Origin of the sequence: Geomonas propionica (genome assembly GCF_016458235.1) — a bacterium.
GTDB classification, from domain to species: Bacteria; Desulfobacterota; Desulfuromonadia; order Geobacterales; family Geobacteraceae; genus Geomonas; species Geomonas propionica.
This window is the reverse complement of sequence record NZ_JAEMHK010000006.1, coordinates 1-24463: the sequence shown is the minus strand read 5'-3', so window position 1 is coordinate 24463 and position 24463 is coordinate 1. Positions and strand designations below refer to the sequence as shown.

Below are 24463 nucleotides of genomic sequence, written 5' to 3'. Positions count from 1 at the left end.
GGCCGGACCTGTGCCAGAACGGCGCCGCAGGCAACGCTGTTCCCTTCTGCCATGTGATCGGTGCATTTTTTAGCGGCCGATACCGATGAGAGTTGCACCGGGGGTACCTGAGAGGGTACCCCTTCTTTTTTGGTGCGGGCCGGGGGGGGCTGGGGATGGGTCAGTAGAGGAGGTAGGGTTTGCGCTGCTCCAGGAAGCGCTTCACCCCGGGGGTCCAGCGCGCCTCGATAGCCGCGGCGTTTTCGCCGGCTTGCAGCCCCTTGCGCAGTTCGGGCGAGCCCGCCATGTCGTCGATGCCGCCGTGGAACAACAGGGGACGGCTCTTCTCGGGGAGCACCGCCTGCAGCGCGGCCAGAAGCGCAACCCCGGTCTGTACCGGCGCCACCTTGCGGTAGTCGGTGATCTCGATGCTCACTCCGGCCACTACGCGGTCGCGGTACTTGGGGGCGCTGGAGACGCCCGGGATCCGGACCGGGGTGAACTGCAGCGGATCGAAATGCAGTCCCGGGAGTTGCTCTGCGTTCAGGCGCAGGGCGAGCGCATTGGCGTCGATGCCGGGCCATCCCGCGATCTGGAAGGGCCTCGTGCTGCCGCGCCCCTCGGAGGCGCTGGTCCCCTCCAAAAGGCCGGTGCCCGGGTAAAGCAGCACCGAGTCGATCAGGGCGAGGTTCGGGCTGGTCGCCACCCAGCGCAGGCCGGTGTCCTGCCAGCGCATGTCACGCTGCCACCCTTGCATGCGCACCACGTGCAGGTCCAGCTTGTCCAGGTCGGGGAGCATCGCCTCCCCCTTGATCATCACCGCCAGCTCCCCTACCGTCAGCCCGTGGGCCAGCGGGATCGGGTAGAGCGAGGTGAAGCTCCCCGGGATCTTCTCCCTCACGAACCCGGCCACGTAGTCCCCCCCCAGCGGGTTGGGACGGTCCAGCACGAGGAACGGGATCCCTGCCTGGGCCGCCGCCTGCATGGCCAGTCCCATGGTGGAGATGTAGGTGTAAAAGCGCGCCCCGGCGTCCTGGATGTCGAACACCATCAGGTCGATTCCCTTGAGGTCGTCCGGGCGCGGTTTCTTGCCGGCGCCGTAGAGGCTCTTCACGGGAATCGGGGCCTGGTTGTCGTCGGCAAGCTTGACGCCGTCCTCGGCGTTACCCTTGAGGCCATGCTCGGGGGAGAAAATGACGGCCGGCTTCACCCCCTTTTGCTCCATCAGCGCCAGGAGGAGGGTTTCCCCCACCATGGCGGACTGGTTGGTGATCAGGGCGAATCGTTTTCCCTGCAGCGGCAGGAACCCCTGCTCGCTCAGGACCTCGGCGCCGGTTTTGACGATCTCGGCACGGGAAAAGCCGGGCAACAACAGTAACAGCATCAGGGATAGTGCGACAACGGAGGGTGAAACTCGAAACACGGTGTACCGCCTTCTGGTTGAGATGATGGTGGAGCTTACCCCACAAGTTTCCGCCAAGGCAAGCCCCATGCGGCTTTTTGGTGAGTTGTGTCACACCCAGGGGCTGTGGCCGGCTTGATAGTGTGTCGTTTTTCATCAGTAGACAATAAAAATAAACTTGTCATACTGAAGCAATTGAAATAGATTATTCACATTTACTGATGATAATCATGTCTTCCCAGCTGTCAGGGATGACCGGGAGGGAGTGCTATGAAGAGACTTATTCTGGTGGGTCTGATTCTTTTCTGCGGTGCCGGTGTGCTCTGGGGAGCCGGGACCAAGAAGAAGAAGCCGCTGCCGCAGGACTTCGGGAGCGTGACCATCAGCAACTACTCCCAGCAGGCCGGGATGCCGCCCGTCGTCTTTGACCACTGGGTGCACCGCAAGAACTACACCTGCCGCCTTTGCCATGTCGACATCGGCTTCGGCATGAGCGCTAATTCTACCCAGATCCGCGCCGCCGACAACAGCAAGCGCTTTTTCTGCGGCGTCTGCCATAACGGCACCTCCACCATCAACAAGGTCAAGATCTTCGACGCCTGCGCCACCAGCTACACCAGGGAGGAGTACAAGCGCTGCGTCAAGTGCCACGCCCTGGAGAAGGACCCGGTCAAGGAAGAGGCCTTCTACCGTTTACAGGAGAAGATGCCGCGCGAAACCTTCGGCAACGGCATCAACTGGGAAAAGGCCGAGGAGACCGGCCAGATCAAGCTGATCGACTCCCTGGAGGGGGTCTCCTTCAAGAAGAGCTCCATGAAGGTGCAAAAGGACTTCGCCCTCAAGGGGAAGGTGGAAGGGATGCCGGACATCATCTTTTCCCACGCCAAGCACACGGTCTGGAACGGCTGCGAGGTCTGCCACCCGGACATCTTCGTAGGGGTCAAGAAGGGGGCCACCAAGTACTCCATGATTGATCTTTTCGACGGCAAGTACTGCGGCGTCTGCCACGACAAGGTGGCCTTCCCGCAGAGCGACTGCAAGCGCTGCCATTCCAAGCCGGCGTAGGGGAGAGCCATGAGTTTGCTTAACGTGAAAGGCGTGATCGCGGCGACGCTGCTGGCGCTGGCCCTGGCGCAGCCGCTTTGGGCGGAGGAGGCCTGGCAGGCGACCTTCGACGAGACCTGCTCCAAGAGCAACCAGGCCATGACCATGTCGGTGCAGGAGCTGCGCGACCTCTTGGCCAAGTGCGACGCGTTGCAGAAAGTGATCGAGACCCAGGAAGAATCGGTGCGCAAGGTATATCTGAAACGGCTTTCGCTGTGCCGGAACCTGTACGCGTACATGCTGGAGTACAAGCAGAGCAGCCCGGCCAAGTAGACCAGCCGGGATGAGGGGAGTGCTAGGATGAAGTCGGGGGTGTTGCGGAAGGGGATGAGAATGCTGTTGCGTGCTGTGTCGGTCTGTGCCCTGGTGCTCCTCGTCAGTTCCGGCGGGTCCGCCATGGATCGCAGCGAGCTGGCGGCGGTGCTCAAGACCATCCCGCCCAACGGCCCCTTCGCCAAGTTCGGCAACGTCACCATGCGCACGCGCGCCAAGCAGGCGGGTATGGCGCCGGTGGTGTTCCCGCACTGGGCGCACCGCAAAAACTACACCTGCCGGGTCTGCCACCTGGAGCTTAACTTCGGGATGAAGCGGGGCGATACCGGGATCACCCGCGCCCTCTATACCAAGGGGAAATTCTGCGGTGTCTGCCACAACGGCACAGTCGCCTTCGGCGTACAGAATGCCGACCGCCAGTGCCACCGCTGCCACATGGAGAACACCAAGGAGCTCGATAAGCGTTTCGAGGAATTCGCCGAGGGGTTGCCGATGGCGAGCTTCGGCAACGGCATCGATTGGGCCGCGGCCTACCGTGACGGGAGCATCCGCCCCACCAACTCCATCAACACCGAGATCACGATTCCCTTCCCTGAAAAGCTGAAGAAGCCGCTCAAGCTGGGCACCGCCTCGCCCAGAAGCGATGTGAGTTTCTCGCACGAGGAGCATTTCGCCGAGCTGGACTGCTCAAGCTGCCACCCCGACATCTTCAACATCAAGGTGAAGTCGACCGCCGCCTTCACCATGGATACCAACATCTACGGTAACTTTTGCGGCGCCTGTCACATGCTGGTCGCCTTCCCCATGAACGACTGCAAGCGCTGCCACAAGGGGATGAACAGCAACTTCAGCATGTAAACCGATCCCCTCTTCCGCTTAGCACCCCACCCAACTCGCCTGCCGATCGAAGCAGTTCAGCGAACCCCTGCGGTCCAGCGTGAGCCCGGCGTACTGGTCCATGCCCAGGCAAAGCGCCGCGTAGATCCGCGCCGCCGCCAGCACTTCCGGAAAACTGACATGCTCTTCGGGGGTGTGCGAGATCTCCAGCGCGCCCGGGCCCAGGATGAGCGGCCGGCACCCCGCGGCATGGAAGAGGTTGCCGTCGGAGTGCGACCGGAAGGCCTCGAACTTCAAGGTGAGGCCGAGGCGCTGGTAGGTCTGCTCCAGGATGCGGGCCAGCTGGTTGTCGGTACCCAGGTTGTACCCGGGGGAGGCGAAGTCGAAGGCGACCGAGAGGTCGAGCCCCGGTATGAACTGCCCCGCCCCGGCGGTGACGCGGCGGATGGCCTGCTCCACGGAGTCGGGGTCGCGCTCCGGCGGGAGGTGCAGGTCGATCCATGCCTCGCAGCGGTCCGGCACCACGAACCCCTTCTGGGAGGAACGCATCTCCCTGATCGAATACACGATCTCCGACTCGCCCCGCTTGAACAGGGCGTCCTTGCCCAGGTGCAGCAGCACGCGCAGCATGGACTCGACGGCGTTGTGCCCCAGTTCCGGCAGGGAGGAGTGGCTGCGCACCCCCCGGGTGACGAACCCCGCCTCCAGATAGCCGTAGTGCGCGAAGCAGGCGGAGAGGCTGGTGGGCTCTCCGATGACGGCCCAGGGTGCCCGGTTGTCCTGCAAAAAAGCGGCGCTGCCATCGCCGTTCTCCTCCTCACCCACCACCAAAAGAAGCCCCACGCTCGGGCGGCGCGCCGGTTTCAGGGCCTGCGCCAGGGCGAACCAGGTCTCCAGCATGGCCGCGCACCCACCTTTCATGTCCGCGCTTCCCAGCCCCCGGATCAGGTCTCCCTCCTCCCGCGCCCCGAACTCCTCGAGGTCCCAGGCGGGGACCGTGTCCACGTGCCCCACCAGGTAAAGCCTCGGTTCGTCCTCTCCCATGGTCACGCGCAGGTTGTAGCGCTCCTCCTCGACCTCCTGGCGCTCGACCGTAAACCCGGCGCCGGAGAGGAGGTCCTCCAGGTAGAGCTGGATGTCCTCCTCCTTCCCCGAGGGGGAGTAGATGTCGAGCAGGTCGGCGAGGGTCCTCTTGAGCCGGACCGGATCGATGGCGGCCATGACCTCTTCGAGTCGGCTGTTCATGGCTTTTTCACCGCCTTCTTCTTATGCCGCTTGGAGAGGTTGAGCGTCATGTAGAGGTGCTCCTGCACGTTGTCGAAACCGTGCTTCTTAAAGAATCGGATGGCGGGCTCGTTGTCGGCCGAGGTGTCGATGATGATCATGCGTACCCCCTGTTCCTTGAAGCGCCTTTTCAATTCCTTGAAGAGCCGGGCGCCGACCTGCAGCTTCTGCAACTCGCGGCGCACCCCGAGCCAGACGAGGTAGCCGTACTTCCAGGGCGAGTGATGCTTCTTCACCGTGGTCCCCAGGGCGAAGCCGAGGATGCGGTCCTCGTGCTCGGCCACGATGCACAGTTCGTTGTCGGAGTTGAACAGCGTGGTGATCTCGTATTCGTCCCAGGTGCGGTAGAGGCTTTGTGAATATTCGGCGGTGAAGACCTCTTCCCCGATGTGAAACACCTCCGGCAGGTCCTCGATGATCATCTGCCGGATGCGGGGGGCCTCCTCCTCGTGCGGGTCGTTTTGCGGCATGACCTACCTCGTGAACGGCTTATTTGGCTGCTGCTGACATTATAACAGAGTTGGGAGGCGTAAGACTGGGACAGCCGTGGTCTGGACTGACATGGTAAAAGTCGCGAAGGAAACGGTACATGGTAGGTGCAATGAGAACCTTCAACGCAAAGACGCGGAGCCGCAAAGGCGCAAAGAATAAAGATTTTCTACATTATCTCGGTGCTCATATCGAGGGGGCTTGCGTGACGTGTGAGAGGGAATTTTGAAGCGTTGTGACGCTGACCCAGCCCGATCCGTGGCGCAATGCTCATAGAAAAAAAACGTCCTGTCATGGTTTTGACTGGCGGCTCCGCTCTGCCTGCCGGATATTGAATGGGAAAGGAGAACATCGCTCCCCGGCATGGTAAACTACATGGATTCGCAGCCTGGAAAGGTTAGTCCCGTCCCATCTTACTCCACTTCTTCTGCCGCGCGTGGAGCCCGGGACCCGGAGGGGACGCCATCTGCTTGGAGCCGCATGCCCCGATCTATTGCCACATACCTCCGTATCGCACTGAGCCTCACCTGGCTCGTCTGTCTTGCCGCGCCGGTGCTGGCCGCCGAGCCGGTCGAGGTCGCCGTTTCCGGCATCGAGGGGGACGCACAGGACAACGTGCGCCGGGCGCTGGAGTTGCCGCATGGCCTCGTGCGCGACGGCAAGGTGGACCGGCTCTGGCTGGAGCGCTTCGCGAGGCAGGCGCCGGAAAAGGCGCGGGTGGCCCTGCAGCCGTACGGCTTCTACCGCGCCAAGGCGGCCGCCACGGTGCGGCAGGGGAAGGGGGGCAAGACCCTGGTGGAGGTGGTGGTCGACCCTGGCGAGCCGGTGCGCGTGGTGGAGGTCGACCTGAAGCTCGCAGGGGAAGGGGCGCAGCAGAAGGAACTGCGCCGCCAGGCCGACGCCTTTCCGCTCGCCGCGGGGCAGGTGCTACTGCAGCCGAGCTACGAGCGGGCCAAGGGCACGCTGCAGGCGCAGGCCCAGGCCCTGGGCTTCCTTGATGCCGATTTTCCCCGCCACGAGATCCGCATTTCACCCGACCTCGCCACCGCCCGCATCCACCTCACCCTCGATACCGGGGGGCGCTACTACTTCGACGGTACCCACATCGAGGGGGGGGCGGAATACCCGGACGTTTTCCTGAAACGGTTCATCGCCTTCAAGGAGGGGGAGCCCTTCTCTTACGCCAAGCTCGGGGAGACCCAGCTCAACTTCGCCAACTCGGAGCGCTTCCGGCAGGTGGTGGTGACGCCGCAGCGTGAGGAGGCGAAGGAGCACAAGGTCCCGGTGCTGGTCCGGCTCACCGCCGCGCCCCGACGCACCCTGCGGCCGGGCCTTGGCTACGGTACCGATACCGGCGGCAGGTTTTCGGTGCACTACCGTGACCTGAACCTGGACCACGGGGGGAACGATCTCGACACGAGCCTCTACATAGCTGAGCGCCTGCAGGGCTTCGCCGGGCGCTACACCATGCCCAGCGCGAGCGACCTGAGAAGCTCGACCTCGATCCAGCTGAACCTGCAGCGCGAGACCGTTTCCACCTATCAAAGCCGGCTGGCGGCCGTGGAAATCGACCGCAACTTCGGCCTGGGACGCGGCGAGGTCGCCACCCCCTACCTGAAGATCCAGCAGGAGAATTACAAGGTGGCCAACGTCAACTCCCAGTCCCGGCTGGTGCTGCCCGGTTTCCGCTTCTCCAAGGACCGCTTCAACGACCTGGTGCGGCCGACCAGCGGCTACCGCGTTTCCCTCGACCTGCGCGGTGCCCACCAGTACTTCGGCTCGGATACCGGCCTGGTCCAGGGCATTGGCAACGCCAGCGTCCTGATCCCCATCCCCGGGCGCCTGACCTTCCACGCCCGCGCCAACACGGGGTACAGCATCCTGACCGACCCCCTCGCGGACCTTCCCCCCTCGATCCGCTTCTTCGCCGGCGGCGACCAGAGCGTGCGCGGCTACGCCTATCAGAGCCTCGGCCCCCGGGACGCGGCCGGCAGGGTGGTGGGGGGGAAACACCTGCTGGTGGGGAGCCTGGAACTTGAGCGGGCCCTGTTCAAGAACTGGGGTGTCTCGATTTTCGACGACATCGGCAACGCCTTCAACGACTTCGGCAATGTCGACCTGAAGCAGGGGGTGGGGGTGGGCGCCCACTATTACACCCCGGTGGGGGGGCTCAACCTGTACCTGGCCCATCCGCTCGCACCAAACTCACCGCCCATCCGCATCCATTTCACCGTGGGGTTTGAATTTTGAAGCGGCTTGCGCTCTACATAGGGATCCCCCTGCTGGGCCTGGTGGTCGTCCCGGCTGCCGGGCTGTTCTGGCTGCTGGACACCAGCTCGGGCGCCCGTTTCGCCGTGACCACTCTCGGGGGGCTTTCCGGAGGCAAGGTGTCGGTGCGGCAGGTTGAGGGGCGCCTTTGGGACCGGCTGCGGCTCACCGGGGTGCGGCTCGACCGCCCCAAGATGGTGCTGCAACTGGAGCGCCTGGACCTCGCCTGGGAACCCGTGCGCCTTTTGCACGGCAAGCTCCTGGTACACGACCTCACCCTTACCGCGCTACGCATTCAGGACGATACCCCGCTGGTCGCCAAGGCCCCGGAACTCAGCTGGCCGCAGGTGAGCGAAAAGCTGCGGGGCCTGGAAGCGCGGGTGGAGCATTTTAGCCTGAAGGGGATGAGCTACCGCCACTTCCAGGGGGAGCCCTTCCTGTTGAGCGAAGCGGCGGCCGGGCTGACCCTGCGCGACGGCATCCTCACCGTTTCCGGAGGGAGTGTCTCGGAGGCCCGTGGTAGCGCCTCGGTGGAACTGACGGCCGGGCTGAGGCGCCCCTCGCTGCGCCTCGACCTGCGCCTCGCCCCGTCGCGGCCGGTGGCCGACCTGGACGCCGTCATCGTGCAGGCGCGGCTTGAGCCGGGGCGGGAGCCCGAGCAACTGGCGGGTCCCATCGCCGTTACCGGGAACCGCCGCGGCCACCGGCGCCTGGAGCTCACCAGCGAACTCGGCGTCACCCGAACCGGCTTCAACTTCAGAGGCTTCCGCTTGCTGCGCCCCGACCGCCGGGGGGTCCTCACCGGCAACGGCAGCATGACTCTCACTAAAGACGAACCGCTCTTCGCGCTGGCCCTCCACGCCGACCACCTCGACCTGGAGCGGGAACTCGATCATCCCGCCCTCCTGAACGGGGATCTCACCTTCTCCGGGAGCCCGTCCCGCTACCTCGGTACCCTCGACCTCACCAACCGCGGGCCGGGCTGGGAGAGCATGGGGCTCGCGGCGCGCTACCGTGGCGACAAGAAAGGGGTACGCCTGGACCCGCTCTCCGGCAAGTGGCTCAAGGGGAGCGTGCGCGGCGCGCTCGACGTGGACTGGAGCAGCGGCTGGCGGGTGAGCGGGAAACTCTCGGGTCGGGGGCTCGATCCGGAAGCCCTCGCCGCGGAGTGGAAAGGGGTGGTGAACCTCGATCTCAACGGCGTGGTGGGGCAACAGGACCATGGGCCGGTACGGGGGAGCGTGCAGGCGCGGCTTCTTGAGAGCAGGCTGAAGGGGCACGACCTGACCGGCGAGCTGGAAGGGAGCTTCGCGGGCGCTGAGCTCGCGGTGCAGCGCCTGGTGCTGGCGGGAAAAGGGTTCCGCTTGCGCGGCAGCGGCGAGCCCGACCGCCGCTTCAATTTCACGGCCGACGTGACCGATCTCTCCGGATTGGTGCCGGGGAGCGCCGGCGCCGTCGTCGCCGACGGGTGGCTGCGCTGGCGCGATGGCATGCTGTCCGGAGCGGCCGCCGCCAAGGGGCGTGACCTGGCAGTGGGCGGCGTTAGCGCCGGCGCCGTCGATCTGCAGGCGAGCCTCGGGGAGGGAAAGGATTACCCGGTCCACCTGCGCGGAACGGCGAACGCGGTACGGGCCGGTGAGCTCGCGGTGGATGCCGCCTCCTTCGCGCTCTCCGGCACCTCGAAGCGGCACACCCTCGAGGCGCAGCTCACTTCGAACGTCGCCCAGGTCCATCTCCGCGCCTCGGGCGGTTACGCCGACGGCGTCTGGCGCGGAGAACTCTCCCGCTTCTCGGGCAACGATGGCGTGGGGCCTTTCGCACTCGCCGCACCGGCGCGACTCGTCATCGGGCAGGGGCGTTTCAGCACCACGCCGCTGGTCATCGACGGCGCCCCCGGCGAGCGGCTGGAACTGGCCGGGAACCTAAACCGCGACCGGTCGGGCGCCTTCCGGGGCAGCTGGAGCGGGCTCAACCTGGCCCGGGCCGACGTCTGGCTCCCCAAGGGGGATCTCTCCGGCGCTTCCTCCGGCAGTTTCGACCTGCGCCTTGCCCCCGGGGGGCGCGCTACTGTCACGGCCCGCGCCGAGGCGAGCGGGGCGGTGGTCACCGACGGCAAACGGTTGGGAGTGGAGCGGTTCCAGGCTACGCTGCAGGGCTGGGAGGGGGGCGTGAACGCCGCCGCCGAGCTTGCCTTGGAAAATGGAGAAGGCAGCGCCAACCTCACCTTCCATTCCGATCAGCCTGCCGCCCTCGCCATCCCCAGACGCGGCGACCTCACCTTAAACTGGTCCGGCTTGGACCTGGCGCTGCTGCGACCGTACTTGTCACCCGACCTCACCCTGGAGGGGAGGCTCGCAGGGGAGATGAAGGGGCGGCTGCAACCGGGACGGCGCATGGATCTAAGCGGCCACACGGCCCTCGCAGGGGGGCGGGTCCTCTGGCGCGCCAAGGGGGACGAATTTGATGCCTCCATCGAACGGGCCGAGGTCGCCTTCGAGCGGCATTACACCGGGAAAGCGGGCGGCGAGCTGGTGCTGCACGGCAGCGCCGATGCCACCGGCGCCTACCGCTCCCAGGGCGAAAAGGTGATCGGCAGCCAGTTCACCCTGCGCGTCGACGCCGACCGCAAAGGGACCCGCGCCGCCGCCGACCTCTGGCTCGACACCGGCGGCAGCCTGCGCGCGGCTCTCGACTCCGATGCTCCCGCCGGAACCACCCTTCCCGGGACCGGGGACTTCAGCGTTCAGTGGAGTGACATCAAGCCCGCCCTGCTGCGCCCGTGGCTTCCCGGGACGGTCAACATCGAGGGGGAACTGCACGGCAGCGCCAAGGGGAGGCTCCTCCCCGGCAAGCGGCTGGAGATGGCGGGGGAGGCGGGCTTCTCACAGGGGAGCGCCCGGTGGCAGGGAAATGCCGGTGAGGCGAGCGCCGCGATCCGGTCGGCTCTGCTCAACTTCGCCTGGCGCGGCGAGAGCCTGAGCGGCAACCTCGATCTTTCCCTCGCGGACTACGGCCAAGCCAAGGGGGACTTCATCCTCCCCATCCCGGCCCGGCTGCCGGTGACTCCCAACCCGAACGGCACGGTGCAGGGGAGCTTATCGGGGACGCTGCAGGAGCATGGTTTCCTCAACACCTTTTTCCCTGGCCTGGTGCAGGAAACCCGCGGCACGCTCAGCGTCGATCTAAAGGCGGGAGGGACCTGGGGCGCTCCCACCGTGAACGGGACCCTGCAGCTCGCCGATGCCGGCGCCTATCTCCCGAGCGCCGGGATCACCCTTACCGGCGTGGAACTCCTGGCGCGCCTGGAACACGACGAGATGCGCATTGAACGGCTCCGCGCCCTCTCCGGCGGCGGTGAACTGGTCGGCAACCTGCTCATGCGGCTCAAGGGGTGGCAGGTGCAGGATTACAAGGGCACCCTGAGCGGCCAGCGTTTCCAGACCGTGTACCTGCCCGAACTCACCATGTACACCTCGCCTCAACTCACCATCACCGGCGACGCCAAAAAGGCCACCATCAACGGCGATATCGGCATCCCGGAAATGCTGATCTCCGGCTCTCCCGCGCAGCACGTGGTCGCGCCCAGCGAAGATGTGGTTTTCGAGGGTGCTCCCCCGAAAAGCAAGGAGGCCGCCATCCCGCTGCTCGTTGATGGGAGGGTGAAGGTGGTGCTCGGGGATAAGGTGCAGGTGGAGGCGTCCGGCATCGACGCCCAGCTCGGCGGCAGCATGGAACTGGTCTTGAACGGGATCGACAAGATCGAGAGTTCCGGAGAGATCAAGGTGATCAAGGGTCGCTACCGCGCCTACGGCATGAACCTGGAGATCGTGCGTGGGCGGATCTATTACGTCAACGACCCGGTGACCCGTCCCACCCTCGACGTCCTTGCCCTGCGCACGGTGGGGGACGTGAAGGCCGGGGTGACCGTGGGTGGATTCCTGAACGCGCCGGTGGTGAAGCTCTACTCCGAGCCGACCATGCCCGAGGTGGACATACTCGCCTACATGGTGCTCGGGCACCCGATGGGGAGCAGCAACGAGCAGGGTGGAGCGCTGGCCACCGCGGCCGCCGGCCTCTTCTCCTTCGGCAAGTCCGAGTCGTTGCAGGACCAGATCAAGGACCGGCTCGGCCTGAGCACGCTGGGACTGGAGCAGGTCGATACCTCGAGCACCGGCCGGATGGGGTACAAGGAGATCGCCACCACCCCGACCGGCGCCATTTCCGCCAAGACCCCCACCGCCGGCGAGTCGGTCTTCTCGGTCGGCAAGTACCTGACCCCGGAACTCTACCTCAGCTACGGTCGGTCCCTGATCACCGGCCAAAACCTGTTCCGGGTGCGCTACGACATCTTCAAGCGCATGCAGATCGAGACCCAGAGCGGCTCCGAGTCCGGCGTCGACGTATACTACAAGCTGGAGTTCAGGTAACGACAGCTATGTGCCATGAAAGCCTATGATGCGATAACTCTTGATCACATATCTCGGTGTAGGTTAGAGTTTGCAGGCCGAGTGGAGGGAGCTTGTGAAGACAGCAATGAAGATAGTGAGAGCCCGGGAAGGGTGGGAGGAAAAGTTTCGCCTGATGGCCGAGCAGGGGGATGACAACCTCTTAGATGAAGATTTCGTGCAAACGAAGTGGGACGAGGAAGAGTGGGTAGAAAGCGGGAGTGTAGATCACTACTCGAAGATCTGACACCCAAACATCATTGGGGCGCCACGTCCTTTCGGGAGATTCCAGTGTGGAGCGTGACAGCAGACCAGCAGACTGCAACAGAAAAGAGGCGGCCACTTGTGGCCACCCCTTAGCGCTTTAATTCTGCGAAACCGTCGCTACTTCTTGGCGAGGTAGCGGCTCTTCACGTTGTAGTTCACCATCCATTCCGCCATGTTGCGCTTCGGGAGCGTCTTCAGCAGTTCGGCGCTGATAGCGTCGGCGTCGCCACCCTTCGCCGCCAACTCGGTCGCCTTCTGGTCGAAGAGCTGGATGTATTCCTTCATATCCTGCAGGTCCTTCTTGCCGGAAAGGGGACCGTGACCGGGGACGACCTTGTCCACGTCCATCGCCAGCAGGGAATCTATGCTCCGTATCCAACCGCCGAAGTCGCCGTCGGCCAGGAAGGGATGGAAGTCGGTGAAGAGGATGTCGCCGGCGAAGAGTATCTTTTCTGCGGGGAGGTAGACCACCAGGCTTCCCGCGGTGTGGGAGGGAGCGGTGCGGATCAGGCGCACTTGCTCGCCGCCGAGGTCGATCAGCATCTCGTTGCTGAAGGCGAGGGTGGGGACAGCTATCTCGGTTCCGGCCATATCCTCGGGCTTCAAGCCGTAGTTCGCCGCACGCTGCAAGAGCCCGGCGCCGTTGGCCGCAAGGTAGTTGCGGTCGGCCTCGTGGGAGATGACGGTCGCGCCCAGTTTGGAGAACACGCAGTTGCCCAGCGCGTGGTCCAGGTGGGTGTGGGTGTTCACCACGTACCTGATCGGCTTGTCGGTGACCTTGCGGATGTCGGCCAGGAAGCGCTTCCCTTCCTTGGCGGAGATCAGGGTGTCGACCACCAGCACCCCGTCTTTGCCTATGACGATACCGGCGTTGGCTGCGAAGCTGTGTCCCGGCGAGGCGTCTTTGCTCCCCACGTAGGAGTAGACGTTGTCGGCGAGCTTGGTGAGTTCGGCGCAGGCGGCCTGGGCCAGCAGCAGCGTGAAAGCCAGGACGAGTGCGGTCATTACGGCGGGGCGTTTCATCTCGTTCTCCTTTTTTTCAGAAGGTGATGGTCTCGGAACTGAAAGCGCCGACGAGTTCGATGTCGGGCAGGTTCTGGTATACCTCCGTGATCGTCTGGTGCGTGCTAAGCGTACGGACCACCAGCGGCAGCGGCTCGGGCCAGATCTCGGGAAGGTCGGCTTCCAGCCGCTCACTGATCGAGAAGGCAAGGCGCTCGTCGGGGGGGGGCGAACTGGGCGGCGATGCCGGGTTTATTGCCGCGCGGGTCGACCCGGTACCAGCCGTGGTCCGGCAGCCAGACGGCGTTCAGCCCGTGCAGACAGTAGGGCGGGCCGCCGTCGTGCAGGGAGAGGCGCTGGTAGCACAGTCCGGCAGGGATGCCGTTGGCGCGCAGCAGGGCGGCCAGCAGATGGCTCTTGGCATAGCAGTAGCCGGTGCCGTGCTCGAGCACATCGGAGGCGCGGCAGGTCACCGGGCCGATCTGGTAGTCCCAGCTGTGCTTGATCTGGTCGCGGACAAACTCGAAGCAGCGTCGTGCGATTACCGTCTGGTTGTGTTCGCCGGCGGACAGGCTCTGCGCCTTTTCCAGTACGGTCCGATGTCGCCAGTCGATATACTCCGTCGCTTCCAGGTACTGTTCCATGCTCCACCCTTCCTGTCTGTAGCGGTTACTGATCCTTCCTTGACAGACTCAACATGGTATCACGGTATAGATAAGAGAAAAGTACTGCCAGTATAAAAGTGACGGCGCCGGCGCTGAAAAAGCCGGTGGCGAAGTCTGCGGCCTTGATGACCATGCCCATGGTTGCAGAACTTAACATCATGCCGAGGTAGATACAGCTGTTGTACAGCCCCAGTCCGAGACCCCGCTGCCGGGGAGGCATCACGACCACCACCAGGGCGCTCAGGGCGGTGAAGCCGATCCCCATGCCGGCCCCGAGGACGCAGGCGCAGATGAGGAGCGACACCATGCCGTGGGCAAGCCCCGCGGCGCCCACGGCGTGTGCGCAGAGCACGAGGCCGATGCCGGACATGAGGCCGCGGTCGACCCGGTCGCTCAGGTGGCCGAACGGGATGCGCAGGAGCACGTTGACCAGGGCCTGCGCCGCGAAGATGATGCCGATCTGCCCCACGTTGAGGCCGAGGGCGCGGGCATGCAGGGGGAGAAAGGAGATGAACATGCCGAAACCGAAGCACCCCCCGAGCGTCCCCACCAGCGCCGCCATGAGCCGCCGGTTGGAGAGGATGCCGGTGGGAAGCTCCTCGGCGTGCTCGTCGTGGGGCTCTTCCTCGGTGCGCGGCAGGAAGCAGACGACGGCCACCAGGGCCGCCACGATCAGGCCTCCCGAGACGAAGAACACTTCGCGGATCCCCAGCGCCTTGCCGAACCAGCCGCCGGAGGCGGGGCCGAAGGTCATGGCGAGGTAGACGGCGGTGGTGTACCAGCTGTAGGCGCGACCGACGTGGGAGCGGGGCACCACGCGGGCCACCGAGGACATCATGGTGGGGGTGAAGGCGGAGAGTCCCATGCCGAAGATGAGATAAACGGCGCCTAGGAAAAGCGGCGTGTAGCAGAAGGGAATCAGCAGCGAAGCGCAGCTCATCAGGGCGAGGCCGGAGATGAGGACCGGCCTGATGCCGATCCGGTCCGAGAGGAGCCCGGACGGGACGGCGAGGATGCCGGCGGAAAGCATGAAGGCGGCGTTGATGAGCCCGATCTGCGCGGTGCCGGCGCCGATGCTGCTGGCCAGAAGAGGCAGCACCGGGATGCGCATGTAGGCCCCGAGGAAACAGATGAAGCCGATGACGCAGCAGGTCAGCACCTGCACGCTCTGGCGGTGGTTGGGTGGGCGGAACTGTCGGGTAAGGTTGCTGTCGTGGCCGGTGTCGCTCATGGTCACGCCAAGCTAGCCGCAACGATGGGCGCTGTCAATATTAAAACTGACTAGGCAGGAGGTTGTTCGAAATCCCCTCTCCCTTTGGGAGAGGGCTAGGGTGAGGGCGTTGCCAAGGGCAACATGACAGCAGCGGGCGGAGCCCTCACCCGCCCTTCGGGCACCCTCTCCCTTTGGGAGAGGGCCGTATAGAGCCGTCAAAACACGATCTCTTCGATCTTCCTGAACAGCCGGCCGCCGCTCGCCTCGATGAAATGGAGCACCTGCAGGTTGAGCGGCACGCCGGGAAAGTCGCCGCAGTCCCTGAAGTCGGTGCGCAGGCCGTAGCACCTTTTACCGATCCCGGCGCCGTAGCCCAGTTCTGACACCGTGCCGCTGTCGGGCTCGGTCCCGTCCAGGACCGCCAGCACCAGGTCGCTCCCCTTGAGTCCCCGCGCGTTGACCGCGCCCGTGAAGCGCGCCGCCTCCTGGATGGCGCGTGCCCGCTCCGCCCCATCATCGACGGACATGGCCTGCTCGATCCGCTGCGCCACCTCTTTCTGTTCCCAGGGGTCGAAGACGCTGCAGCCCAGGCGGCTCAGGCGCTCCTTGATCCGTTCGCGGTACGGGTTGTTTTCGCGGCTGAAGCCCAGGGGGGAGGCGAGGTACACGGTCACTCGTTTGTCGGTCATGGCAATCTCCGTCCGCGCGGCAGCACCGGCGTGACTTCGGGGGATATGGGTAGGGAGAATATAGGTCCAGACGTGGGGGAAGTAAATGAAAAAGGGCCCCCGGCAAGGCAACCGGGGGCCAAATTCCGACGCCGTTGCCGGCGCCGGAGGAGGACGTTACTGCCGCGCTCTTTACTGCGGCGCGAGCCCCACCTGGATCGCTCCGCGCTCCAGGCTGACCAGGAAGGCTACTTTCTTGTACGGCACCCTGCATTCGCCGGGGGAGGGAACCCGCGACCAGGCACCGGAGTCCTTTATCAGAAGGGACTTCAGTTCCTCGCTCTCCGTCTGCACCGAAAAGGCGGGAGGGGCATCGGTGTCGTAGCTCGCGGTGATCCGGACCGTGGCACCGGCCAGCCGCTCGCGCTCCGCGGCGGCAAGTTTTCCTTCCAGCACCTGGCGCATGGCGAGGCCCGCCACCTGGAGGTAGCGGCGCGTGTTGTACATCATCTCCTGCTGGTGCCAGGCCCCGGCGAAGGCGCGGCTTATTTCCGGCGCGACTTGCGCCTGCTGCGGCTGTACCTCTGCGGAGGCACTCTCTGCGGCCGCGACCTGGGCAGGTTCCGGCGGCACCTCGGCAGTTTCGGTCGCCTCTTGTTGCGGCGCGGCCGGAACAACGGGCGGTTCTATCCGCGCTGCCGGGGCCTCCTGCGGGGCGGGGGGAGCGAAGCTCGCCAGGTCGACGTAGAGAACGGGCGGCCTGACCGCCGGCTTTGCCTCGCCGTAGCACCAGATGGCTGCGCCGAGTGCCAGGTGCAGCAGTGCCGATATGAGCAAAGGTGTTGATTTCATTCTCGTACCCGAGTGGCGCCCCTGCCCCCCGCGGGAAGGCAAGGGCGACGCATCCCTAGTTGGCGTTAGGCTGCAGCATCAGCTTGATGATCGCCTTCTTCTCTGCGGTACTTGCCGAGGCGCCGCCGGACTTGGTGGCGATGATCTTACCCTCGATGGTGCCCAGGCGTGTCATGAAGTTGGAAGCCGCCTGCATCCGCTGCTCCTGGGTCGGCTGGTTGTTGTTGTCCCAGATGGAGTTCCTGGCCATGTCCACGATGTTCACGTCCTGCTGGATGGCGAGGTAGGCGTTGAAGGCGGTGGACGGGGTGTCGAAGCTGCTGCGCTGCGAGGTCCAGGTGCCGCCGTGACCGGTGCAGCTTTGCTGGTCCCAGTACTGGGTGTTGGAGCAGGAGCCGAGCCATTGCTGCATCATGGGTGGAATCGGGGTGGTGTCCCGGGTGTAGCTGATGCTGCCGCCGCCCTGGATCAGGTTCAGCATCCAGTTCACCATGACCACCTGTTGGATCGGCCAGTTGACCTGGGTCTGCTGGTCGATGTAGTTGGTTCCGAAGTCGGGGGGCAGCATAATGCCGGGGAAGGCGGCCATGATCGAGGCCTTCAGCGCGGTGATGTCGCCGTTGCTGGAGGCGATGGCGTTCTGGAAGGTGGTCCAGGCGTTTTGGAAGATGGTGTTGATCGCCTGCTGTACCGTTTGGGCGTCGCTGCCCGGATGGGCGGCCAGGTACGCGGCCGGATCACGGAAGAACTCGCCGTACACCGCGTCCACGTTCGCGGTCGCCACCGCCATGGCCTGCGCCGCCGTGACGAAGGTGGAGACCTGGCTGCCGTTGGCCTGCAGCGTATTGAGGGCGTTGGTGTAGTCGGTGACCATCTGCACCATGCTGATTTTGCGGTTGAAGGCCGACATGGACTGGTCGATGGAGGCCATGAGGTTGGCGGACAGCGCCCCCGGGCCGCTCATGAGACCGGTAGCCTCGGCTGCCGCGCCCGCCGCCTCGTGGGCGTTGGTGATCTGTCCGAGCTCGACGTCGGCGCAGGCAGCAGCGTTCATGAACACGTCGGCCATGAGACCGCCCGCCTTCTGGGTCTCGCTCGTTTCAGTGGCGCTGCTGCCGCTTTGCACCGCGGTGTAGTAACCCTTGGTGAAGTCTCGCAGCGTGGCCTTGGTGCTGTCGGGGTTGTAGACCAGGCACCCCTTCAGCGCGGTCAGTTTCTGCTGGGAGACGCCGTTGTTGAGCAGGTATGACTCGAAGCCGCCGTTGCCCCTGATGGCGCCCTGCCCCAGGGCCGCCAGTTTCAGGACGTCGTCCGCCTGGAGGTCAGGGGAACGCAGCAGCACCAGGAGGTAGGCGGCCAGAATGGGGTCGTCGGTGCCGGCCAGTTCGGCTGCCTTCAGGAAGGTTGCGGCCTGGACCGTGGCCAGGTCGTTGATGCCGAGCTGATTCACGTCGCCGTCGGGAGGCGCGGGGGCGACACCCTGGCGCACCACGGTACCGGCGCCGTTCTTTATGGTGAAGGCAATGAAGTTGACCTCGGCGTTGGTGGGAAGGGTGGTCAGGGTGAAGGTCAGCTTGCCGTCCGCATCGGTGACGGCGGGTTTGGTTTCAATGCTGGCCAGCGTGCCGTCGCTTTTCAGCTTGCTGGTGCTGATGGTGTAGCTGCTGTTGGCTGTGAGGGCGAAAGAGGTGCCGACTCCGAAGCTGAGCAGGGTGGCGGCGGTCAGTAAGGACTGGGAAAGCTTTTGCATGGTGTGATCTCCTTTTCTCGGCCTTTGCTATTTGGCGCTGCCCTGGATGGTGCCCTTCGCACCGCCACCCGGATTTTGCTGCGCGCCGCCTCCGCCGCACCCCGCCAGGGAAAGGGCCAACACCGTCATTGTTGCCACCGCCAATGTCACAACCTTCTTCATAGCTACCTCCTCTTGTGCTAACCGTTGGTGAACCAATAGTTCAAATTACGCAATACCGCCTTAGAGCAGCTTGCATGCCAATGCCAACTCATCGAAAAGCAAAGGGAAGTCTTTAGTGTATGGAGATTTTTTTGTGCAACAGCTGAACAGAGAGTGAATTTTTAGAACAGGAAGGGCGTTGCGTTGAGAGAAAGATGACTTACTTGAGGCTGTGTGGTGTGACGATGGGAAAGCAGGACTGACTGTGGGAGGGGGAGGGGCGGGCACCGGGCTGGTGCTGGTACCTCAATCGAGGGGCGTGCGGTTCGGGGCCGGGAGTGCGTCCGGGATCATCACTTTGATTCGTGGCTGCTGTCGTAGACCCTGGCGCCGCGGATGCGCTGGTCGCCGATCTTGTTCTCCAGGTCATGCCGCTCGACTTTGTGGTTTACCACCAGTTCTTCGTACCCCATGTAGCCCGCCTTGGCGAGATCTGCCACGATCTGTACGAACTGTTCTTTGTCCTGCGGGGCGAGTTTATGAAAGGCATCGAAGCGGTTGGACGCGCCCAGGTTGAAAAAGCTGTCCACCGCGCTGAAGACGTCCTGGGAGGCGGATATGTTGACCAGATCGGCAGCGGTTTGTTCGTCGACGCCGACAGGCACAGAGGCGGCTGCGACGGAGCGCTTCTCTTTGACCGATTCCTTGCTGTCGACAGACTCCAGTATCATCGCCTTGTATGCCGCAAGTGCTGAGATCATCCCGCCACCTCCTCTGTGCGCTATGACGATGAATATTGTAACCGATACTCTTTAAAAAGCGCCAGAGAAAGAATCAGTCAGTCAACTTCGTTGTTAACAGTGTCCGGTAAGGGTTGCTGGGGACGGGGAGGCCGCCGGCGACCGACAGCAGGGTCAGGTGCAGGTGGGTGGGCGATCTTCTCTGGTAGGCGTTGAGGCCGGTTCGGCCCACCTCGGCGATGACGTCGCCCGGGCGCACCAGGTCGCCCACCTCAACGAGCAGCGCGCGGTTATGCGCGTAATAGACCAGCGATTGCGTGGCGGGGTCGAGGATCCAGAGGTATTTCCCGCCGCGCAGGCGGCTGCCGGGCTGCCACTCCTTTTCGAGGGCGACCACTACCCCGCCGCTCATGGAGAGCACCTGCACCGGTTTGCCGGTGGCTTGGTCGAGGCCGGTCTGTTTCTGGTCGTGGATGAAGATGTCATGTGAGGGGTGGCCGGTGTGCCTGTTGCCGGCGAAGTAGTCGTAGCCCCCCAACTGGAAGCCGTTGCCGCGAACCCCTCCGATGGCGCGGTAGCCGTATCCCTTGAGCGGGAAGCACCAGCTCTCCACCGGGTAGTCCACGCCTCCCGCCGCGCGGTATTCCCGCGACAAGGCCTGGATCAGCTCGGTGAAGCGTGCCTTGGCCTCGCCTTTGCCCACCCGGTTGTCGCGGATCTGCGTGTTGAGCGCGTTGAAGTCCAGGGCCAGGGCGCGCAGCCTAACCGTGTCGGCTCCCCGCGCCTCCGGGGCGGGGGCGAGGAGCAGCAGGGCGATGCAGAGGACGGCCAGGTGCCTGCAGAAGAGAAGTGGGGTCATTGGTGGTCCGTGCTGCCGGTCAGGGAATCCAGGTGATGGTCTGGGTGTTGAAGTCGATGGTGTATTTCAGGCCGGCAAACTGGGCGCCGGCCCGGAGCGGGCACAGCGAGGCCGCCAGGATCAGCGCCGCGAGGGCGCAGGGAAGCCTCATCTACTTTTGACCCTTCACCGGGGCCAGCAGGTTCTGGCGCACCTTGTAGGGATCGAGCGCCGGTTCACCCAGCTCCTTCTTCTCTTCGTTGATCAGCCTGGTCAGGTTCTTTTGCTTGCCCAGGTTCCCCAACTGGTCCGGCAGCGCCGGCAGGTTCCTCAGCCTCTCGTCCTTGGTGGCAAGCCTCGGCAGCTCGACGACGCCAGCGCCGCGCAGCCTGATCTTGTACTTGCCGCTCAAGACCGGGTCGTACCACGGGGAGAGCTCGCGTTCGGCAGCGGTCTTGGCGGTGAAATGGTTCTTGAGGGGGAGCTGAACGCTGGCGTAGCCGGGCTTGTAGATCAGGAAACCGGTGCGGTCCTGTCGGGTGAAAGGCTGCGCCAGGATGGTGGTGTACGAGGGGATGTGGAAGTTCCCTTCCTTGTCGGTGAGGGCCTCCTTGATGTTGATCACCGTGGAAGACTGCCCCGCTCCGGCGCCCATCGACCTCTTGTTGTAGATGGCGAGCACCACCGCCCCCTCGACCGGCTGCTTGGTCTCGAAGTCCAGCACCCGGCCGTCGAAGGCGGGTTCGTGGTAGACCGGCCACATGGCGTGGGACGCTGTGGTCGTCAGAAGGAGCAGGGAAAATACCGCGAGTAAAAGCTTGACCATGTGCATGTCGCACCTCATGTGCTTACTGGAGCGCGAAGACGAGCCATCCCGCGGCAAGGAGAAAAGGCGGGCACAGCACGTCGGGAACCAGGTATTTCCAGTACTGTCCGGCGCTGGCGAACTCTCCCCGCTGCCTGGTGAAGAGCGCGATCAGTACCGCCGCTACCCAGAGCAGGAAGAACAGCACCAGGGTGAGCCCGACGATGCTGTTCCAGAACGCGAACCGTTCCAGGTCGTCGAGCCCGCTCGTTTCGGCGGTGGCCTTTGCCTGCCAGGCGGCAGTGAGCGACGCCGCGGCGCAGGCGAGTTCCGCCACGCAAAGCAACAGCTTCAGGCGACGCAAGCTCGTCATGACGCGAACAGCCGGCAAAGCTGCGCCGCCAGGATGCCGAGCCAGGTGCCCACGATGTTGCCGAGGATCGCCAGCAACAGCCCGACCGAAGCAAGGCCTGGATGGTAAACCTCGGCCACGACCGGCGCCGAGGCGACCCCGCCCACGTTGGCCTGGCTCGCGGCCGCCACCAGGAACATGGGCGCCTTCAAAAGCCGCGCCCCCACCAGCATGAACAGGGCGTGGATGACGACGATCAAAAGTCCTGCGGCGATGAGCACCAGGGCGGAGCCTATGCTGGCGACCGAGGCCTTGGCGCCGATGGCGGTGAGCACGAAGTAGAGCAGGTCGTACCCGGTGCGCGCGGCACCGGCCTGCTCCAGTTTACGGACCGGCGAGAAGGAGAGCAATATCCCCAGCACGGTGACGATCATGATGGTCCAGGTGTAGCGCGTGATCACGTCCTGGATCTGGGGCAGTTGCCCCGCGGCGAGGTGCGACAGCACGCCCCCGGCCAGGGCGATGGCGAGGCAGGCGGCGATGCCCCCCAGGGTCCTGCGCCCTCCCTTGCTGGCCAGGTGCTGCACCGCCTGTTCCCCGAGGTGCTCCAGCACTCCGCGCTCGGAGCGGTTCCAGCGGTCGAAGGCCGGCTGCAGCCCGACGATGGCGATCATGAATCCCATCCAGAGGTAGGGGACCACGGTGTCCACGATCACCATGGGGGCGAAGACCGCGTCGGGAATGGCGAGCGCCTCCTTCACCGCGATCATGTTGGCGCTCCCCCCGGTCCATGACCCGGACAGGGCGCCGAAGCCGGACCAGAACTGGGACCCGATCACCGGGCGGAACAGGGCGAAGGAGACCGCCGCCCCCACGATGATGCCGGCGGCACCGATGAAGAACATGGCCAGCGCCGTCGACCCCAGCCTCAGGATGGCCCGGACATCAACCGGCAGCAGCAACAGCACCAGGCTCGCCGGCAAGAGCCAGGTCCTGATCAGGCCGTAGACCGGGCTCTCGGTGGCGATGACGCCGAAGGTCGCCGCCAGCATGGGGATGAAATAGATCCAGAACACCGCCGGCAGCAGGTCGAAATAGCGCGCGGTGCGCTCGTGGCGCGACAGCCACAGCACCAGGGCCTCGATGCCAAGGAGCGTGGCGACGATGAGCACCGGGTGGCTAATCATGGCAACTCGGGCACCACGCCGATGCCGCTCCCGGCGCCGGTGAGGTCGAACCTGCCGCTGTCATCCAGGTAGGGGGAACGGGACAGCTCACCCTTCAGGAAGAAGGTGGTGTCGAGGTCGATGAAGTCGAAGCAGCCAAGGGCCGCGGCGAAGTGGGCCGAGGCGGTGATGGCCAGGGCGCTCTCCATCATGGCCCCCAGCATGAGCTTTTTACCGTTGGCGGCGGCGAGCCGGGCGATCTCCGCCCCCTCGAGGATGCCGCTTTTCATGAACTTGATGTTGATGGCGGAGACCGCGTTGGTCTCGACGGCACGCCTGGCGGCGGCGAGGGAGCCGACGCTTTCGTCGGCGCAGACCAAGGTGCCGCTGCCGTCGAGGGCCCGGGTGATCTCGCTAAGTCCCTCCCAGTCCTGCTTCGGGACCGGCTGCTCCAAAAGGACGGGGCGCGCCCCGTGGGCGTCGAGCCGGTCCAGAAAGGCGAGCATGCGCTGGGCGTTGAAGCCCATGTTGGCGTCGAGAATGAGCTCGCATCCCGGCGCCATCTCCCGCACCACGAGGATACGTTGCAGGTCCTCTTCCTCGTCCCTGCCTATCTTGATCTTGAAGGAGCTGAAACCCCGCTCCGCGAACTGCTGCGCCGTGGCCCGGGCCTCCGCCACCGACCCGATCACGATGGTGATGTCGGTTTTGAAGGAGAGCTGCGGCATGGGGGCGACCGGGGTGAACAAGCGGTAGAACGGGATCCCCTGGACCCGGGCGGAAAGGTCGAGCAGCGCCATCTCCAGCGCCGCCAGCGCCGCGTGGTTGCCGGCGAAGGCGGGCGCGAACTCGCGGCAGACCGCGGCCGGGTCGCTGATCCTGCGTCCGCGCAACGCCGAGGCGGCGCTTTGCAGGTTCTCCAGAGTCTCTGGCACGGTTTCGCCGGTTATGTGGGTCGCGACCGCCGCCTCGCCGAAACCGCAGGCGCCGTCGCTGGCGTGCAGCCGGATGAAGACGTTTTCCAGCTCGTCGTGCTGGCCGGTGGAGATGCGAAACGGCGTCACCAGCGGCGCCCGAACGATCGAAGCCAGCGCATCGTCTATTACAAAGGAGACCTTCTCCATATCAATGTTCCTCCGGGGGCGATCGCTTTCCTATCGAAGCTCGTGGTATTGCGGAACATAAAAACAGGACAAGCAAGGCAATTGACAACGGATAATTGCCAATTGACGACGAAGGCTGCCCCCGCATAACTTCTTCCCCCGGAGGGGGGAGACCGGTGGGGCAACTCGTGATTACTGGATAGCCTTCACTATGCGCGGGTGCTCTTCCTTGATGGCGCGGAAGATGAGCGAGATCATGTCGACGATCACTTCACTGGAGAAGTTGTCATGGAAAGGAACCACCACCTGGACAGAGACGGCGTTCCCTGTTTCGACGAACTTGACCATGGTGTATTCGGCATTGAGCGTGTTGATCATCTCCAGCAGCACCGGTTTCTTCTCCGGCGGGAAGGCGAAATACTTGTAGCATATAAGAGTAACATACCTGTCGCTGTCATTGAACAGGGCCATGAGAGAAACCGGCCCCACTTCTTCGAGGTTCTCGTGAATCACGTACAGGGTGTTGTCCTCGTGCGTGTTCTTCTCGAGGGTAATTGCCTGCCCCCTCAAGTATTCCTCAAACGCAATCGCGTTCTGTGCCATATCTTCCCTCCGCAATGCCGCAGTTCGGTCGTTGGCGGGAAATATATGTGAATATTTATGTGATGTAAATTAAAAAGAGCCGGTAAAAGAGAGCTTAGGGGCGATGGGAAGCGGCTTTGGAGCGGGGTGTGTGACGGCGGCTGAGCTATCTTCACTTTTGAGGACACACCATATATCCTAACGGACCAGGAGGGTGTGTCATGAGATCGAATCGCAA

At 64.3% G+C, this 24463-nt stretch carries 24 protein-coding genes; 6 read left to right on the top strand and 18 right to left on the bottom strand.

The annotated features are described in order from the left end of the window. Positions 1-160 precede the first annotated feature (160 nt). Positions 161-1402, bottom strand: a complete 1242-nt coding sequence (locus JFN90_RS09320) for an exo-beta-N-acetylmuramidase NamZ family protein (RefSeq protein ID WP_328755466.1) — start codon at positions 1400-1402, stop codon at positions 161-163. A 249-nt stretch (positions 1403-1651) separates the two neighbouring features. Here JFN90_RS09320 and JFN90_RS09315 point away from each other — a divergent pair, with 249 nt between their 5' ends. From JFN90_RS09315 to JFN90_RS09305, 3 genes are read left to right on the top strand one after another with little or no spacing between them, the layout of a single operon-like run. Continuing rightward, on the top strand, positions 1652-2446 hold the full coding sequence (locus tag JFN90_RS09315; protein WP_199394844.1) for a c(7)-type cytochrome triheme domain-containing protein: 795 nt from the start codon (positions 1652-1654) through the stop codon (positions 2444-2446). A gap of 9 nt (positions 2447-2455) precedes the next feature. Next, entirely contained in the window at positions 2456-2758 is a 303-nt protein-coding gene (locus JFN90_RS09310; protein WP_199394843.1) for a hypothetical protein, read from the top strand. Between the two features lie 60 nt (positions 2759-2818). Then, the gene (locus JFN90_RS09305) at positions 2819-3616 is read left to right on the top strand and encodes a c(7)-type cytochrome triheme domain-containing protein (protein WP_236018929.1); all 798 of its coding nucleotides are present in this window, start codon (positions 2819-2821) and stop codon (positions 3614-3616) included. Positions 3617-3634: 18 nt separating this feature from the next. Here the strand turns inward: JFN90_RS09305 and JFN90_RS09300 are convergent, their stop codons facing one another. Together JFN90_RS09300 and JFN90_RS09295 are read right to left on the bottom strand one after the other, a co-directional pair. Next, entirely contained in the window at positions 3635-4840 is a 1206-nt protein-coding gene (locus JFN90_RS09300) for a M20 family metallopeptidase (RefSeq protein ID WP_199394841.1), read from the bottom strand. Then, positions 4837-5349: a GNAT family N-acetyltransferase gene (locus JFN90_RS09295; protein ID WP_199394840.1), complete on the bottom strand. Its 513-nt coding sequence runs from the start codon at positions 5347-5349 to the stop codon at positions 4837-4839. Before JFN90_RS09295 ends, JFN90_RS09300 begins: the two co-directional genes overlap by 4 nt. Positions 5350-5848: 499 nt before the next feature. Between JFN90_RS09295 and JFN90_RS09290 the strand changes: the two genes are divergently transcribed. The 3 genes from JFN90_RS09290 to JFN90_RS09280 all read left to right on the top strand — a co-directional run bounded on the left by JFN90_RS09290 (position 5849) and on the right by JFN90_RS09280 (position 12328). After that, positions 5849-7618 (top strand): autotransporter assembly complex protein TamA, encoded by a 1770-nt coding sequence (locus JFN90_RS09290; protein ID WP_199394839.1) that lies wholly within the window; start codon positions 5849-5851, stop codon positions 7616-7618. Further along, positions 7615-12063, top strand: a complete 4449-nt coding sequence (locus JFN90_RS09285) for a translocation/assembly module TamB domain-containing protein (RefSeq protein WP_199394838.1) — start codon at positions 7615-7617, stop codon at positions 12061-12063. The genes JFN90_RS09290 and JFN90_RS09285 overlap by 4 nt, the downstream gene beginning before the upstream one ends. 106 nt (positions 12064-12169) lie before the next feature. Then, positions 12170-12328, top strand: a complete 159-nt coding sequence (locus tag JFN90_RS09280) for a hypothetical protein (protein ID WP_199394837.1) — start codon at positions 12170-12172, stop codon at positions 12326-12328. A gap of 137 nt (positions 12329-12465) precedes the next feature. Here JFN90_RS09280 and JFN90_RS09275 read toward each other — a convergent pair whose 3' ends face one another. From JFN90_RS09275 to JFN90_RS09215, 15 genes are all read right to left on the bottom strand, one after another. Continuing rightward, complete coding sequence (locus JFN90_RS09275; protein ID WP_199394836.1) at positions 12466-13371, bottom strand: MBL fold metallo-hydrolase; 906 nt, start codon at positions 13369-13371, stop codon at positions 12466-12468. A gap of 170 nt (positions 13372-13541) precedes the next feature. Continuing rightward, complete coding sequence (locus tag JFN90_RS09270) at positions 13542-13994, bottom strand: transglutaminase-like domain-containing protein (RefSeq protein WP_236018928.1); 453 nt, start codon at positions 13992-13994, stop codon at positions 13542-13544. Positions 13995-14019: 25 nt separating this feature from the next. Continuing rightward, positions 14020-15246 carry an MFS transporter gene (locus tag JFN90_RS09265; protein WP_199394835.1) on the bottom strand — a complete coding sequence of 409 codons (1227 nt, stop codon included), beginning with the start codon at positions 15244-15246 and terminating at the stop codon, positions 14020-14022. 197 nt (positions 15247-15443) lie between these two features. After that, positions 15444-15917, bottom strand: a complete 474-nt coding sequence (locus JFN90_RS09260; protein ID WP_199394834.1) for a nucleoside 2-deoxyribosyltransferase — start codon at positions 15915-15917, stop codon at positions 15444-15446. Positions 15918-16088: 171 nt separating this feature from the next. Next, positions 16089-16748, bottom strand: a complete 660-nt coding sequence (locus JFN90_RS09255) for a hypothetical protein (protein ID WP_199394833.1) — start codon at positions 16746-16748, stop codon at positions 16089-16091. Positions 16749-16803: 55 nt separating this feature from the next. Next, complete coding sequence (locus JFN90_RS09250; protein WP_199394832.1) at positions 16804-18498, bottom strand: hypothetical protein; 1695 nt, start codon at positions 18496-18498, stop codon at positions 16804-16806. 27 nt (positions 18499-18525) lie between these two features. Next, a complete protein-coding gene (locus tag JFN90_RS22395) occupies positions 18526-18660 on the bottom strand; it encodes a hypothetical protein (protein ID WP_268898648.1) in 135 nt (44 codons plus the stop codon). A gap of 332 nt (positions 18661-18992) precedes the next feature. Then, positions 18993-19400: a hypothetical protein gene (locus JFN90_RS09245; protein WP_199394831.1), complete on the bottom strand. Its 408-nt coding sequence runs from the start codon at positions 19398-19400 to the stop codon at positions 18993-18995. Between the two features lie 73 nt (positions 19401-19473). Next, positions 19474-20238, bottom strand: coding sequence for a M23 family metallopeptidase (locus JFN90_RS09240; protein ID WP_199394830.1), 765 nt, complete (start codon positions 20236-20238; stop codon positions 19474-19476). A gap of 19 nt (positions 20239-20257) precedes the next feature. Further along, entirely contained in the window at positions 20258-20389 is a 132-nt protein-coding gene (locus JFN90_RS22390; RefSeq protein ID WP_268898647.1) for a hypothetical protein, read from the bottom strand. After that, complete coding sequence (locus tag JFN90_RS09235) at positions 20390-21049, bottom strand: hypothetical protein (RefSeq protein WP_199394829.1); 660 nt, start codon at positions 21047-21049, stop codon at positions 20390-20392. It lies immediately after the preceding gene. Between the two features lie 16 nt (positions 21050-21065). After that, positions 21066-21395 (bottom strand): hypothetical protein, encoded by a 330-nt coding sequence (locus JFN90_RS09230; RefSeq protein WP_199394828.1) that lies wholly within the window; start codon positions 21393-21395, stop codon positions 21066-21068. After that, positions 21392-22561 carry a DUF819 family protein gene (locus tag JFN90_RS09225; RefSeq protein ID WP_199394827.1) on the bottom strand — a complete coding sequence of 390 codons (1170 nt, stop codon included), beginning with the start codon at positions 22559-22561 and terminating at the stop codon, positions 21392-21394. Before JFN90_RS09225 ends, JFN90_RS09230 begins: the two co-directional genes overlap by 4 nt. Then, positions 22558-23664: a dipeptide epimerase gene (locus JFN90_RS09220; protein ID WP_199394826.1), complete on the bottom strand. Its 1107-nt coding sequence runs from the start codon at positions 23662-23664 to the stop codon at positions 22558-22560. The genes JFN90_RS09225 and JFN90_RS09220 overlap by 4 nt, the downstream gene beginning before the upstream one ends. Before the next feature lie 171 nt (positions 23665-23835). After that, positions 23836-24246: a YbjN domain-containing protein gene (locus tag JFN90_RS09215; RefSeq protein ID WP_199394825.1), complete on the bottom strand. Its 411-nt coding sequence runs from the start codon at positions 24244-24246 to the stop codon at positions 23836-23838. Positions 24247-24463: the final 217 nt, after the last annotated feature.